Below are 14,796 nucleotides of genomic sequence, written 5' to 3' on the forward strand. Positions count from 1 at the left end.
TTTATCTTTACTACTGAAATGAGGGAGAAGTGGATGTATCGCATATCTGAATTAGCGGAGCTCGTTGGCCTGAGCCGTTCAACGCTTTTGTACTATGGAAAGTTGGGTTTGATAGAAGCTCAACGCACCAGTAATGGTTATCGAAGTTATTCCGAACGCGACTTGCAGCGTGTGAAATTGTTGCAGCAGTTACAAGCGGGTGGACTGACGTTGAAAGAGTGTCAGGCGTGTTTGGATGCCAAGGTTGACCGCTCCTTGTTACAAAACCGACTCGAACAATTGGACGAAGAGATCGCTCAGAAACAGCGTTCGAGAGATCTTTTATCGGCCTTGTTAGGCGAGAGTGGTTTGCAAGATTGGCATGAATCGATGGACAAGGTGGCGCCTGATGCGCATCTCGATTGGCTCATTAAGCAAGGCTTTGATGAGAAGCAAGCACTGCGACTGAAATGGCTTTCAAAAGACATGAACGATCATGACCAGTACATGGCGGATTTTGAGGTGATCTTTGAGGGTTTACAGCGTTTAGGGCCAGGAACCGCAGAAGATACTCTAGAGGCGCTGGCACAAGTTCCAGTTTCTCCCAAACATGTGCTTGAGATCGGTTGTGGTAAAGGCATTGCCATCTCTGTGTTAGCGAAAGCCATAGTAGAACATCAAGCGGATGTGCACATAACGGCGGTAGATAATGATCAACCGAGCTTAGATATTCTGACTCAGCAAGCACAGGCTCTTGGCTTAAAAAGCAACGTCAAAACCGTGTGTGCGAGCATGATGGATCTGCCGTTTGAAGCTAAGTCGTTTGACCTAATTTGGTCGGAAGGCAGCGCTTACATCATGGGTGTTGAAAAGGCGCTAAAGCAGTGGCGAAATTTACTCAGTGATGACGGCATATTGGTCGTTAATGATTTGGTGTGGAATACCGAACAACCTAACGAATCGAGCAAAGCGTTCTGGCAGAAAGAGTACCCAGACATGACGACGGTTTCCGAGCGTATTAAACAGGCAAAAGCAGCGGGTTATGAAGTTTTGGACCACTTTGCAATGAGTGACGCTGGTTGGCTTGCGTATTACCAGCCCTTTCAAAAGCGAATAGAAGCGCTTAAAGCAACGATGCCGAACTCAAAAGCGCTCGTCGATTGCGACAATGAAGTTAAACAATTTTTCGATAGCAGCACATCAAAGAACGGTTTGGGTCAAGAGCCTTCGAAAGGTTCTGAACAACGTGATTTTGATTATCAGTTCTTTGTGCTCAAGAAATTAAAGTAAGTGAGTAACACCATGAAATTTAGACAATATGATTCAAGTGAGATCGAAACGATCACTCAGCTTTTTACTCAGACCTTTACCGATTCAGAAGGTGAGAACGAAGGTAAAACAGTAGGTAAGCTTGCCAACGATCTTTTAACGACCACAGCTCCGACAGAGCTATTTTGCTTTGTTGTTGAAGATGATTCTAGTGAGTCGGATGCGGATAGTACGATTGTAGGCTCGATTATCTTTACGTCGCTTTCATTTGACGATGAAACCAAGGCATATTTGCTTTCGCCAGTCGCGGTGAGCACTCAGGTGCAAAAGCGTGGTATTGGTCAGCGCCTGATTAACTCCGGTTTGCAGCTCCTAAAAGAGCAGGGTATTGAGCTTGCAGTGACGTACGGTGATCCTAACTACTATTCAAAAGTGGGCTTTGAGCAAATTACCGTTGAGCAAGTCCCTGCGCCCTTTGAATTGAGTTTCTCTCACGGTTGGTTGGCTCAATCGTTGACTGGTGGTGAAATTAAAGTAACAAGTGGCAAGTCGAGCTGTGTTAAAGGCTTGGCCCACGCAGAATATTGGTAGCCGCTTGCAAAAAAATTGAGAAAAAGAGAAAGCCATCAGGTGTTTGCCTGTTGGGCTTTCTTGTTATGAACGAAGACATTCTTCTGGCTTCAATGTATAAATTGAACAACTGTTCAAAATAACACTTGAACGATCGTTCTTGTTTGATCTATATTGTTTTTACACCAACGGAGAACATTCATTAATTGCTCCGTGATTGAATAACTTTAGAACCGAAAATTGATAGGGATAGAGCAATGAGCAACTTCAAAATTCACTCAGTAGAATCCGCGCCAGAGCAAAGCCAACCTATTCTTGAGGGCGCTAAAAAGCAGATGGGCAGAGTGCCGGGCTTGTTTGGTGTGTTGGCTGAATCTCCAAACACACTTAAGGCTTACACTCAGCTTCATCAGGCGTTTAGTGACTCATCTTTCGATGCTGAAGAGCTAACGGTTGTTTGGCAAACCATCAACGTTGAACACGAATGCCACTACTGCGTTCCTGCACACACTGGCATTGCACATTCAATGAAGGTTGATCCTGCAATCACCGAAGCACTGCGTAATCGCACAGTTTTACCCACTGAAAAGCTGCAAGCCCTGCATGATTTTACGCTGAGCATGGTACGTAACCGCGGCAATGTGCCTGAAAGTGAAATGGCAGCATTTTTCGAAGCGGGCTACGGTCAGCAACAAGTGCTAGAAGTGATTCTTGGCCTGTCTCAGAAAGTGATCAGTAATTACGTAAACCACGTTGCTAAAACGCCAGTCGACAAAGTTTTTGAACAGTTCGCTTGGCAAGGGTAATCGTATTTAACTAACCATCGTATTTAAGCAACTCAAGATATGATAATGATGAAAGCCCCACTCAGTTGAATGGGGCTTTGTTGTTTTGGTCTAAATGGTAATTAGAAAGGTAACCTAACGCACGTGCTTAGCGATTATCTTCGCTAGTGTCACAACCCCTTCTTTCCACTCTTTGCTCTCTTCAATGTTGGCAACAGTAAAGCGCAAGCAGTGTTTATATTGGTCGTTGGTGCCAAATACTGTTCCGGGTAAAATCCCCAACTTATGCTTTAAACAGTCTTGATAGACCGCGTAGCTATCGACCGATTCAGGCAGTGTTATCCAGTTTAAAAAAGAGCCTTCCGGTTTTGATAGGTGGTATTGCCCGACAAGGTGTGGGTGGCTATCTAGTGCTTGTATTAACAGGCTTTGGAATTGCTTTTGGTTGGTTTGGTAGAGCCGTTTCATTTTGGATAAGTGGCTGCGATATTTACCGGTAGTGAGGAATTGCCCTACCGCGGATTGCATCAGGTTTGAGCTGCCCATGTTGTCGCATAAAAGGTACTTTTCGACTAAAGGTTGGTAGCGCCCCGACAATAACCAACCGATTCGCAAGCGTGAGTCTAAGGTTTTAGACAGTGAGTTGACGTAGATGACTCTATCTTGGTCATCAAGCTCTTTGAGGCTAGCGATTGGTGTATCGAACGCCAAGCTACCGAACACATCGTCTTCGATAATTGGTAAAGATCCGGTGATCTCCAGTAATGCTTTTCGATTCGCCAATGGCATTCTTGAGCCGGTTGGGTTAGTAAAGTTTGGTGTTAGCAGTAAGGTTTTCACTTCCCATTTATCCAGTGCACTTTGTAGCGAAGGAATGTCAATACCGTGGCTAACGCTGCTTGGTATTTCAAGGGCTTGTAAGCCAAGCGATTCAAGTAAAAGTAGATTGCCGAAGTAACACGGTGACTCGACCGCCACGATGTCACCGGGCTTGGTGAGCGCACGTAAAGCCAAACTGATAGCCTGTTGAGCACCATGAGTAATCGCAATCTCTTTCGATCCCGCAGGCACACCAAGATCATGAGTGATCTTTAACAATTGCTTTACTAATTGCTCGTCGCCGGGGGGTAATTGGTAATAACCGGGAAGCTGAGTTTGTAATCGACTGTGACGGCCAATCTCGGCATACAAGCTACGAATCGCAGGATTGTTGATGTTCGGGTGCGCGGAGCCTGCCAACAGTTTCAGGCGACCTTTTGGACGAGAGAGTACCGATTTGGTGACAGACAACAGATCGACTTTTTGAGGTTGGCTTGATGCATCCCAGCTGGTGGTGTTCGGTGCTTTCACGCGATAGCCAGATTTAGGTACTGAATAAACCCAGCCTGTGGCTTCCAGTTCTTGATAGGCGCGAATTACGGTATTTTTGCTTACGCCAAGCTGTTCGCTTAACTGGCGGATCGAGGGAAGGCGATCGTCTGGATGAAAGAGCCCCTTATCGATCTGAGCCTTAATATGTTGTTCGGTAGCAAGGTATTTATTGCCGCTGAGTTCTGCTTCCACGTGTTTCTCCCTCGTTGCACACTCTCAATCTGTAACCATTTAAAGTGTTATATCTGTATCTTTATTAGTTATCTGTACCCAACTAAGGTAACAGCATTGATGAAGAGTTGACCAGAGGTTTGTAATGCTGATTAAAATGATTCCGTTTGTGTTTGTAATATTGTGGTCGTCAGGTTTTGTCGGCGCACGTCTTGGTGTTGAATATGCCGAACCCGCAACATTACTTTCATTGAGGATGGTAGCCAACGTGGCGCTGTTCTTGGTTTTGATTGCAATCCTTAAGCGTCGTATTCCTCGTGGTCGAGCATTCTTCCACGCAAGTGTGGTTGGCATCTTGATTCATGGTTTCTACCTTGGTGGCACCTATCTGGCGATTGATATAGGTATGCCCGCCGGGTTGAGTTCTCTACTTGTTGGCTTACAACCGATTCTTACCGCATTGATTATGATCAGCTGTACTTCGCAGCGTTTTAATTTTGCACAGTGGTTGGGGTTAGCGCTTGGTTTTGCGGGTATTAGTTTGGTGTTGATGGGCAATATTGAATGGCAGTCAGACGACCAAAAAGGCTTGGCAACGTTATTGTGTTTGGTTTCTTTGGTGGGTATTACCTGCGGTACTTTGTATCAGAAGCGCTTCTGTCAGGGGACAGATATGGTCGGCGGTGCGATGGTGCAATATTTGGCTTCTGCCGCGTTGTTTCTGCCGTTCGCAATGCGTTACGAAACTATGCAAGTAAACTGGACGATAGAATTCACGTTGACTCTAATTTGGCTGGTGGTCGTTCTGTCTTGTGTTGCCATCCTATTGTTGCTTTACATGGTAGAGCACGGTGCATCTTCAAGTGTGGCTTCGGTCTTTTACTTGGTGCCACCGACGACAGCAATCCAAGCGTGGCTTATTTTCGGTGAATCATTCGATATCTATGGTGCAATGGGCTTTGCGTTGTCGGCAGCTGCAGTTTATTTGGTGGTGAGGAAGCCAGAATGGATTAAGGCTCGCAGTCGAACAGTGTTAGAGCGGTAGTTTGTATACCAAAACTCATCCTACTAAAAATCGATGACTAGAAACAAAAAAGAGCCTGAATATTCAGGCTCTTTCTATATAAAATATTGGCTAGCGACTTTTGATTAGCGTTTCATCAAACAAGCGTAAGCCGTTGTAAACGGTGCTTCTTGGTATTGCTTAAGGCCGGTCTCTTTGAACTTCATCATAAGAGGGTTGCGCTTAAGGCTTTCTTTGATTTCAGCTGGAGACACAACGGTTACATCTAGGCCGTCGATTAGCTGAATTGCTGCTTCAAGTTTGAAGCCGAAACCACCGCCAGCAAATTTGCCTTTAGTCTGACGTTGGCGAATTACAACTTTTTCTACTTGGTAATCTTCCATTAACTTTGCAAAAGAGAATTGAAAGTCTTTCATATTCTGTGTGTCGTTTGCGTCGCTAATCGCAACCTTAGAAACTCGGCAATCAGGAATGTTAAATACGCCGTCTGATAGAGAAAGAAGACAGATGACTGCATCGTTACCTTTGATTTCAACACCACAAATTTTCATGTTCTTACCTACTTATTTTAGAGCCCTACATTATGGTGTTATTTCTAACACTTCTCCAGTATTTGCGCGTATCAGCAGCAAATAAGTCTAAATCAGAGAGTATTTTAGTCGCCGAAAGTTAACCTTTGATTGAAAAAAACATCACACGAATTTACGGTATCGTTTGCTATGAGATGAAGCTCACAAAAGCTTAGCGGGATTTTATATGTGTGCTGTATATTGCGCGCGCATCCCTATTTGAAGTATGGTTATTAATCCCAATGAATATCAATAATCTTTCGATTAAGAGTAAAATCGCGATCCCGCTGTTGGTGATTGTGATTGTTTTTTCTACCGTTACTGTGCTTAATGTCATTAGATCTAATGCTCAGGCTGCGATTAATAACGAGCTCAATAATGTGGTTCAGCCAGTGCTAGATAACCTAGAAGATGGCTACCGAGATATCTACCAAATTATCGCTTCGGCACAAGGTCTGTTGCTTGCGAAAGACCAAGCGGCGGTCGAGTACCAAAAGTTTGAATTTAAAGACAACGCTTACAAAGCGGTTCCTCGTTTTCAAAGTGTCGAAACCTTGTATCAAGCGGGCGTGTTGGCCCCATCTTCACGTGGCGAGTTAGCAAAGCTTGTTAACGCGATGAGCAAGTGGGTGGCACTGCACGAGCCAATGTTCGCTGATCCAGCAAACGCAGACCAATACAATATTGATTACTCGCCAGCGCTTGACGCAGAGTTTGCGATCATTCGTACTCAACTGCGCGATATCCGAACTCTGATCGAATTGAAACAGAAAGAGCTTCGCCAGCAAGCCGATGACTCTATTGAATCGAGTAAGTTGATCATTGAAGTGGGTATGGCCGTTGCTGTTTTCGCTGCACTTTTCGCTATGTGGTTATCCAATCGGTTTATCGTTCAGCCAATCCAGAACGTAGAGAAAGCGATGAATGAAATCGCATCGGGTGACGGTAACTTGTCTCAACGTATGAAGGTCGAAGGTAATGATGAGATCGCTCGTTTAAGTTCTGCTTTCAACCAGTTTGTTGGCAAGATCCATGTCACCGTCGAACAAGTTATTTTTACATCGAATGCGGTACGCGCTGAGATGGAAAACATTAAATCGTTAACGCAAAGTGTTGCTGAATTTTCATCGAACCAACAGCGTGAAAGTGAAGTAGTCGCGGCGGCGGTTCATGAGATGCAAGCAACCAGTGAAGTGGTGAGTGGTAATGCATTAGATGCGGCAACCGCCAGTAATGTTGCCAATCATGAAGTGGAATCGGCAGACACCACGCTTGGCTTGACCGTGACTTCGATTGAACGCCTTGCGCAAGATATCGAGAACGCGGGCGGTGTTGTTCAAGAGCTGGACACAGACGTGAAGAACATTGCCTCAATCCTTGGTGTGATCAAAGGCATTGCAGAGCAAACCAACCTACTTGCTTTGAATGCGGCAATTGAAGCGGCACGAGCGGGTGAACAAGGCCGTGGCTTTGCAGTTGTGGCTGATGAAGTTCGTGCGCTTGCGAGCAAAACTCAAGACAGTACAGGCGAAATCCAATCAATGATTGAACGCTTAGAAGTGGGGGCTAAACATGCGGTTGGCGTGATGACTGAAAGCAAAGTGAGTGGCGAGAAAACCATTGTTCAAGCAGGAACTGCAGCGTCTTCATTGAGTGAGATTCGAAACTCAATTGGCAAGATGAATGACATGAACACACAAATTGCTACGGCGGCTTCGCAACAGTCTCAAGTGTCTGAAGAAGTGAATAAGAATGTTCAACGCATCGCTGAAAGCACCATGCAAATGGTTGAGATGGCAAGCAGCGCAGAAAATGCATGTATGGCATTGGCTGAACAGTGTGAAGCGCTAGATAGCCTTGTGTCTCAGTTTGAAGTGTAATTTTCAAAATTAGACAGACGCATATGAGCCGATAATGGTTGCTCGTTTGAATTCCATTAATCAGCGCTGAACGAAAAAAAGCCCGTACTCTATGAGTGCGGACTTTCTTTTTGACTAGGTGATCAGTCTTTTGACTAGGTGATCAGTTTTTAGACCTGATCAATCATTCGGTGTTAGCTGCTGCGACCGTCTTTGTATGTGTAACGGTAGTCAACTTTTACGTTCGCTTGGTAATGAATGTCACCGCTCATGTTAGTGATTTTCTTCACTTCCATATTCGCGTCATCAATCTTGAACGAATCGTATTTGGTTGTCTGTTGGAACTGTGGCAGTTCTCTTGAAAGCCCAAAAGGTGTTTTTGCGCTTAACTCATCCATAAGGTTGGTGCCTGCATCGTATGCTTCCGCTTCAGTAACAAATGTATCAGATTTTAGCGTTGTTTCTTGAATTGTTGTTTTAGTTGCTGCAAACGCAGTGGTGCTGAGTACAAGAGTTGATGCAAGTATGATTAACTTCTTCAAAGGGATACCTTACTTTGTTGTACCAGTGTTTTAGAGATTCTCACCCTAGCAATAGAGGATGAGGTTAATGTTAGGACAAAAATATGGTTCTGTAAGGGAATGACTATAGGTGCCGAAGATTAATGCACAGCGCATATCAAGCAAGGTGACACTGATATCTAACTTCAATACACTGTATGGGTAACCAAAGTTCAGCATAAGGTAAAGGCATGGCCAATTGGGAAGGGGTAAGTGAGTTTGTTGCAGTGGCAGAGCGTGAAAGCTTTACTGGTGCGGCGCAGAAGCTCGCTACGTCGGTGGCTCAAATCAGTCGTAGAGTAGCAAACCTCGAAGAACGACTCGCAGTGAAACTGCTCAATCGAACGACTCGAAAGGTGTCTCTTACAGAGGCTGGGCAACTCTATTACCAACAATGTAAGTTGTTGGTCGAAGGTTTAGAAATTGCTGAGCTTGCGGTCACGCAGATGCAATCCACACCCAAAGGCTTACTGAAAGTCACCGCGCCTGTGACTTATGGTGAGCGCCAACTCGCCCCAATACTGCATCAATTCTTAAAGCTTCACCCGCAAGTAGAGCTTGAGCTGATGCTGACCAATCAAAAGCTCGATCTTATCGATTCGGGTGTTGATGTTGCGATTCGTCTTGGCCGCTTGGAAGACTCAAGCCTTGTGGCAAAGAGGCTGTCTCAACGCCAACTTTATGTATGTGCAAGCCCTGAATATATTGAACGTTATGGCGAGCCGCATACATTATCAGAATTAAATAATCACCAATGTTTAGTCGGTGGATTTGAACATTGGCGTTTCAAAGAAAATAGACGCCCTCGCTCAGTTCGTGTTAACGGACGCATTAAGTGCAACAGTGGTTTAGCCTTGTTAGACGCAGCTAAGCAGAGCATTGGCTTGGTGCAGTTGCCTGAATACTATGTGAGTGAAGACCTTGATTCTGGTGAGTTGGTTGAGGTGCTGTCCGATTATCGAGATGACAAAGAAGGGATCTGGGCGCTTTATCCTCAGAACCGCAACTTATCTTCAAAGGTTCGCCTGCTGGTGGACTTCCTTTCTGAGCAATTGGATTAGTGTATGGCTTAAAACCTCCACCGATAAAAACGGGCTTCAGAATAGAGATTCTGAAGCCCGACGTGTTTTAGGATTAATTATCGTTTGATTACGGCTTACTAGACCGAAAATGTATTAGACGGTGAAGCGATCCACCAAGTGATACAGCTCATTTGCACGACTGTTGAGGTTTTGGCTACCTGTACGGTTTTGATTCGCGAGTTCTGCCGATTGTGAGCTTTGGTCAGAAATCACCACGATGCGTTGAGATATTTCTTGTCCTACAATATTTTGCTGTTCAGTGGCTGTCGCAATAAGCGAGTTCATGTCCATGATGGTATCAATCGACGCTTGGATCTTCGCCAGTGCTTTGGCTGCGGCACTCGCTTCTTCCACGGTTTGCGCACTTCGGTTTTGACTTGAATCCATCGCTTTCACAGCAGCATCTGAGGCAGCTTTAAGTTGCTCAATCATCTTGTGAATGTCGCCAGTGCTTTCTTGAGTACGGCTTGCCAGTTTACGAACCTCGTCCGCAACCACAGCAAACCCACGACCTTGTTCGCCTGCACGTGCAGCTTCAATCGCGGCATTCAACGCGAGTAGGTTAGTTTGCTCGGCAATGTCTTGGATGACCGCCAACGAAGAGGAGATATTCTGCACATCACCTTCTAAACGAGACACGACAGTGTTGGCTTCTGATACTTCGTTCGCTAGGCCTGCCACCGAATCTGCAGCGGCGTTTACTATCTGTTGCGCTTCTTTGGCATTGCCCTCTGCAAGTTTAGCGGAATCCGCCGCTTGGCTAGCGTTGCTCGAGATCTCTTGCGCCGTTGTGGTCATTTCAGTCATCGCCGTTGCAACTTGTTCAGTCTCTTCACGTTGCCCAGTAGCAATCTCGTCGACCTGCGCAGCGCGAGAAGACATGCTAGATGTCTCGGCTACGACTTGCTGACCGACATCGCTTACGCTGCGAATGATGGTTTGCAGGCTTGCCACGAAGGCGTTGAAGTTCTCGCTGAGCTTAGTGAACTCAGGCGCTTTAAATGTTTCCATTCGAGCGGTTAAATCGGCTTCGCCACTCGCGAATGCGCTGATTGAACGATCAAACTGCTCGAGTGGTCGCATGATTGTGCGGTTGACGGCAACGGCAAACACAGCAACTACTAGGGCAATCAAACCACAGAATATAGCGATCGCCGTCAATGAGCTTTGTAACGCGACATTCGAGCTCTCTTTCATCTCTGCGATTACAGCATCGATGTCGTCAGTATAGAAACCTGTGCCTAGCATCAAGTCCCACTGGGGAACGAATATCGAGTAGCTCAGTTTCGGTAGAGCTTCTGATTGACCAAGTTTTGGAAAGTAGTAGGTGGTGAACTCACCAAGCTTTGAGTTCTTGATCAAGTCACGAATCAGGTAGTTGCCTTTTTTGTCTTGCAGGTCGTAGTAGTTTTTACCAATGCCATCGTTATTTTGCCCAACAACTACTCGAACGCCTTTAGAGTCGTAGCCAAAGATGTAGCCAGACTCGCCATATTCGAGAGTTCTTAATGTCGGTAAGGCTTCTTCTAATGTTGCACCTCTTTCCAAGAACGGGCTAATAGAAGATTGAGCCATTTGCAGATACGCTTTAAGTTCCTTTTCTTTCATCGCCATCATATTGCTACGCGTCGATTCTACTTGTTGTGCGGTTAGCTCGGTGCTCTTCATATACGTCACGCTCATCATCCCAATTGCCATCAGTAGCAGTGGAATAAAAGAGAGAATATAAAGGCGGTTTTTGATGGTTAGGGTCATGTCACGCTTCCTGTGTGATTGTCTCATGCAATTTTCAACACATTATTAATGTGGTTTCAAAATGTAAATGGGCTTGTTGTTTAATTGTTATCCTAGAGTGTTTTTGTTTTATAAATATGATGACGGTTAGGTTTTTGGGGTGAGAAGCCTTGCAACTAGAGGCTTAAGCGCGAAAAAGTGAGTTTGTATCGATGCTTTTGAATTCGACGCTGCTTTGTTAGAATGCGACGCTTTGTAGCACCCTGCTATGTCTATTCGTTAAGTGAGAAAGATTCATGAACAAAAGCCATGTGACTATTGGTTTAACTAACCCAAAGAGCCCGACAAACGTTGGTGCTGTTATGCGTGCGGCTGGTTGTTACCAAGTCGACGAAGTTAAATACACAGGGCAACGCTACGAAAAAGCCGCAAAATTCCACACCGATACTAAGAGTGCTGCGCGTACTATCCCGTTGACTGGTGTTGAGTCGTTTTTAGACAATCTTGATCCAGAAACTAAGATCGTTTGCGTAGAACTCGCAGAAGGTGCAACACCACTACCGCGTTTTAAACACCCAGAAAATGCCATTTATATCTTTGGCCCTGAAGACGGCTCTATTTCTCAAGATGTCGCCGACAGAGCCGATCATGTTGTGTACGTACCAACAGTTGGCTGCATGAACTTGGCAGCGACAGTGAATGTGCTGCTTTACGATCGTCTTGCTAAATCTGATGAAATGGATGAGAGCAACGAACTGATTAAGAAAAGCCGTGATAACCGTAACCATCTGCTAATCAAAGAAAAGTAATTCTCTGCTTCTAGTGTTATCTATCCCGTACGCAATCGGATATTATCTTGAGTTCATCATCAGATAATTGAAGGGTTAGATAACACCATGGAAGACAAGCAATTACTTGCCGCGCTACAGCAACACTCTGTCCTCGATCTCTATCAGTTATTCCAAGAAGTTGGTCAAAACCGCTCTTTGTATGCATTACTAGAGAGGTTATCTTCCCTTAAAGAACATCATCAACTGAGTACTCGTCTTAGCCCTTTTAAGCCTCATATCGAAGGATTGCTAGCTCAATTTGATAGCGCCACGCCAGATAGCGAGATCCTCAAGGCAGTCGCTCTTCAGTCTGAGATTCAGCAACGAGGCCACAGTATGAGTCGTTACATCATGACATCAGATAACCATCGCCATTTTTCCCCAAGTGTAGACCTAGTCATGTTTGGTGATTCGATCACCGAATGGGCCCCGTGGGCGGATATCTTTCGCGATGTTTCGATGGTCAACCGTGGCTTAGCGGGTGACACCACAACTGGCATGTTGCGCCGTATTGATACCACGTTGAATGTGAAGCCAAAGCTGGTGTGTTTTATGGCAGGGATAAACGATTTAGCTCAGGGTTATGATGTCGACCATATCTACCAGAACTACATTGATATGCTTAAGGTGTGGCAAGAAAATGAGATTCGCATATTGGTGCAATCAACGCTTTATGTTGGCTCTAAACTGCAAGGTTTAAATCCGTCGGTTGAACTGCTCAATAGCAAGCTAAGCGAGTACTGTACACAGCAAGGCATTGCGTTCTTAGATGTGAATTCAGTATTGTCGCCTAATAAGCTGTTGTCGAACAAGTACTCGTGTGATGATCTGCATTTGAATGCGAAGGCTTATCAAACTTGGGCTGAGATACTTCAACCTACGATAGCTGAGCTACTAAAATAGACTCACGCAAAACGCTAGCTAGACCGATAAACAGCTTAGCTAATACAAGAAAAGCCAAACCCTAGATTTGTTTCGCGAACCATAAGGACATCAATGTGAACCTAAGACAATTGGAAGTCTTTTACGCCATTATGCAGACCGGAACCGTATCTGGAGCCGCGCGCAGCTTGCATGTGTCGCAACCAAACGTGACCCGTATTTTGGCGCACACGGAGCAACAACTTGGGTTTGGCTTATTCGAACGAGTTAAAGGGCGGTTGGTGCCAACGGTTGAGGCAAAAACCTTACTGCCAGAAGCGGAAAAGGTGTATCAGCAATTGGGGCAATTTCGATCTCTGACCAACAAAGTGAAGCAAGGCCATCAGCATTTACGCATTGGTGCGCCGCCGATACTGGCGACTAAATTACTAACTCAGGTAATAGCCCAAATGTCTCGGGAACAAGAGCTATCTTTTGAGTTGCTGACTGCAAACCGTGATGAGCTGTGTGCTGGGTTATTAAAGCATGAGCTTGATATTGCTATCGCGTTTGGCGATGAAGCACCGCCTGCGATATTAAGTGAAACGCTATTAACCGAATCACTAAAGGTTTTGGTTCCTTCCAATACGGTTGATCATTTCCCCGCGGAATTAACGTTAGATGATCTGATCAATTATCCGCTGCCAATCATCGGGCTCGATAGCCGCGATCCATTAGGCCTCCTGTTACATCAACGCCTTATTGCACGTGAGCAGCATTATCACCACCCGATATCTGTACGTGGGTATAGCGCCGCTGCGGAACTGGTCAAGCACCAAGTGGGGTTTGCGATTGTTGATCCGTGGACGGCAGAGCAATATCAAAATGACGATGCGGTCTGTGTGTTGCCGCTTCAACCAGACATCCAATTTTCGGTATCGATGCTTTGCGCAGAGCACACCCCTCAGTCGATTTCCGTTAAGCAATTTATCGCTTCATTGAAAATCCATACTCACCCTATAACTTAAGGTTATAGGCTCGCCATAAATAGGCATTCGGCAGCTTCGAAGTTCTTAATTAAAGTAAACCCATACAAGGGCTTATTAATTAGGAATACTCATGTCGATCGCTCAACCTTACCTTCTTTTTCTTGGGGATGTTACTGACCCACTCGCTGCAAAAACAGCTCGCGGTATTCATCAATGGCGACCAGAAATCTGCCTAGGTCAACTGCGTTTAACGGGTGATACCGTTTCACTGGGCTTAACGGATATGACCCTGCAAGAGGCGCAAGCGCAGGGCGCGAAGACGCTAGTGATTGGTACCGCAAATCCGGGTGGTGTTATTCCTGATTCTTGGCAGTCAACCATTATGGCCGCTGCAGAAATGGGATATGAGATTGCATCTGGCATGCACCAACGATTGAGTGAATTTTCACCGCTTGCTGACATGCAGCAACAAGGATTGACTAAGCTTCATGATGTACGCCATTTTGACGGTGTTCTTAATGTTGGTAACGGTAAGCTTCGTCAAGGTAAGCGCCTGCTTACTGTCGGAACTGATTGCTCAGTAGGCAAAATGTTCTCGGCATTAGCGATTGAAAAGTCGCTTAAACAAGCGGGAACATCCGCTCAGTTTAAAGCGACAGGGCAGACAGGTATTTTGATTGAAGGCAGCGGTATTTCGATTGATGCGGTGGTTGCGGATTTTATTTCTGGCGCAGTTGAAGCGATTAGCCCTGATTTTACCGACCACGATTGGGACATCATTGAAGGGCAAGGCTCTTTGTTCAACCCTTCGTTTGCAGGCGTGAGTTTGGGTCTTTTACATGGCGCACAAGCGGATGCCTTAGTGCTGTGTCATGAAGTTGGGCGACCACATATTCGTAACCTTCCTCATGCTAAATTACCAAGCATAGAACAGACGATTGAAGCCAACTTGCAAGCGGCGCGACTGACTAATCCAGACGCGAAGCTGGTGGGTATCTGCTTGAACACGTCGGCGATTAGCATTGAAGAGGCTGAGACATTGTGCCAAGAATGGACCACACTCTATCAAGTGCCAGTGACGGACCCAGTGCGCTTTGGTGTACAACACATTACTGATCATTTGCGACATTCACTTTAACGACT

14 protein-coding genes are annotated in these 14,796 nt (G+C 45.5%); 10 read left to right on the top strand and 4 right to left on the bottom strand.

Going from position 1 to position 14,796, the window contains the following annotated elements:
• The first annotated feature begins 33 nt into the window (after positions 1-33).
• From ACED41_RS15565 to ACED41_RS15575, 3 genes are all read left to right on the top strand, one after another.
• Entirely contained in the window at positions 34-1,269 is a 1,236-nt protein-coding gene (locus ACED41_RS15565) for a MerR family transcriptional regulator (RefSeq protein WP_371725247.1), read from the top strand.
• Complete coding sequence (locus ACED41_RS15570; protein WP_371725248.1) at positions 1,270-1,839, top strand: GNAT family N-acetyltransferase; 570 nt, start codon at positions 1,270-1,272, stop codon at positions 1,837-1,839.
• A gap of 236 nt (positions 1,840-2,075) precedes the next feature.
• The gene (locus tag ACED41_RS15575) at positions 2,076-2,624 is read left to right on the top strand and encodes a carboxymuconolactone decarboxylase family protein (protein ID WP_371725249.1); all 549 of its coding nucleotides are present in this window, start codon (positions 2,076-2,078) and stop codon (positions 2,622-2,624) included.
• Between the two features lie 114 nt (positions 2,625-2,738).
• Here the strand turns inward: ACED41_RS15575 and ACED41_RS15580 are convergent, their stop codons facing one another.
• The gene (locus tag ACED41_RS15580) at positions 2,739-4,166 is read right to left on the bottom strand and encodes an aminotransferase class I/II-fold pyridoxal phosphate-dependent enzyme (RefSeq protein WP_171732861.1); all 1,428 of its coding nucleotides are present in this window, start codon (positions 4,164-4,166) and stop codon (positions 2,739-2,741) included.
• Between the two features lie 124 nt (positions 4,167-4,290).
• Between ACED41_RS15580 and ACED41_RS15585 the strand changes: the two genes are divergently transcribed.
• Positions 4,291-5,190, top strand: a complete 900-nt coding sequence (locus ACED41_RS15585; protein ID WP_371725250.1) for a DMT family transporter — start codon at positions 4,291-4,293, stop codon at positions 5,188-5,190.
• Between the two features lie 104 nt (positions 5,191-5,294).
• On the opposite strand, the gene ACED41_RS15590 is transcribed toward ACED41_RS15585, so the two are convergent.
• Complete coding sequence (locus ACED41_RS15590; RefSeq protein WP_017061669.1) at positions 5,295-5,720, bottom strand: DUF3010 family protein; 426 nt, start codon at positions 5,718-5,720, stop codon at positions 5,295-5,297.
• A 260-nt stretch (positions 5,721-5,980) separates the two neighbouring features.
• On the opposite strand from ACED41_RS15590, the gene ACED41_RS15595 reads away from it, so the two are divergent.
• Complete coding sequence (locus ACED41_RS15595) at positions 5,981-7,618, top strand: methyl-accepting chemotaxis protein (protein WP_371725251.1); 1,638 nt, start codon at positions 5,981-5,983, stop codon at positions 7,616-7,618.
• 173 nt (positions 7,619-7,791) lie between these two features.
• On the opposite strand, the gene ACED41_RS15600 is transcribed toward ACED41_RS15595, so the two are convergent.
• Complete coding sequence (locus ACED41_RS15600; RefSeq protein ID WP_371725252.1) at positions 7,792-8,139, bottom strand: DUF3316 domain-containing protein; 348 nt, start codon at positions 8,137-8,139, stop codon at positions 7,792-7,794.
• Between the two features lie 209 nt (positions 8,140-8,348).
• On the opposite strand from ACED41_RS15600, the gene ACED41_RS15605 reads away from it, so the two are divergent.
• The gene (locus ACED41_RS15605; RefSeq protein WP_017064933.1) at positions 8,349-9,218 is read left to right on the top strand and encodes a LysR family transcriptional regulator; all 870 of its coding nucleotides are present in this window, start codon (positions 8,349-8,351) and stop codon (positions 9,216-9,218) included.
• Positions 9,219-9,332: 114 nt separating this feature from the next.
• On the opposite strand, the gene ACED41_RS15610 is transcribed toward ACED41_RS15605, so the two are convergent.
• Positions 9,333-10,994, bottom strand: coding sequence for a methyl-accepting chemotaxis protein (locus tag ACED41_RS15610; RefSeq protein WP_371725253.1), 1,662 nt, complete (start codon positions 10,992-10,994; stop codon positions 9,333-9,335).
• Between the two features lie 275 nt (positions 10,995-11,269).
• Between ACED41_RS15610 and ACED41_RS15615 the strand changes: the two genes are divergently transcribed.
• From ACED41_RS15615 to dgcN, 4 genes are all read left to right on the top strand, one after another.
• Positions 11,270-11,782, top strand: a complete 513-nt coding sequence (locus ACED41_RS15615) for an RNA methyltransferase (RefSeq protein ID WP_017061674.1) — start codon at positions 11,270-11,272, stop codon at positions 11,780-11,782.
• Positions 11,783-11,869: 87 nt separating this feature from the next.
• Positions 11,870-12,706 (top strand): SGNH/GDSL hydrolase family protein, encoded by an 837-nt coding sequence (locus tag ACED41_RS15620; RefSeq protein ID WP_371725254.1) that lies wholly within the window; start codon positions 11,870-11,872, stop codon positions 12,704-12,706.
• Positions 12,707-12,801: 95 nt separating this feature from the next.
• Positions 12,802-13,692, top strand: coding sequence for a LysR family transcriptional regulator (locus ACED41_RS15625; protein ID WP_371725255.1), 891 nt, complete (start codon positions 12,802-12,804; stop codon positions 13,690-13,692).
• Positions 13,693-13,783: 91 nt separating this feature from the next.
• Complete coding sequence (dgcN, locus tag ACED41_RS15630) at positions 13,784-14,791, top strand: N-acetyltransferase DgcN (RefSeq protein ID WP_017061677.1); 1,008 nt, start codon at positions 13,784-13,786, stop codon at positions 14,789-14,791.
• Positions 14,792-14,796 lie beyond the last annotated feature (5 nt).

The sequence above is a fragment of the Vibrio sp. 1F255 genome (assembly GCF_041439145.1).
Lineage (GTDB): Bacteria > Pseudomonadota > Gammaproteobacteria > Enterobacterales > Vibrionaceae > Vibrio > Vibrio crassostreae_C.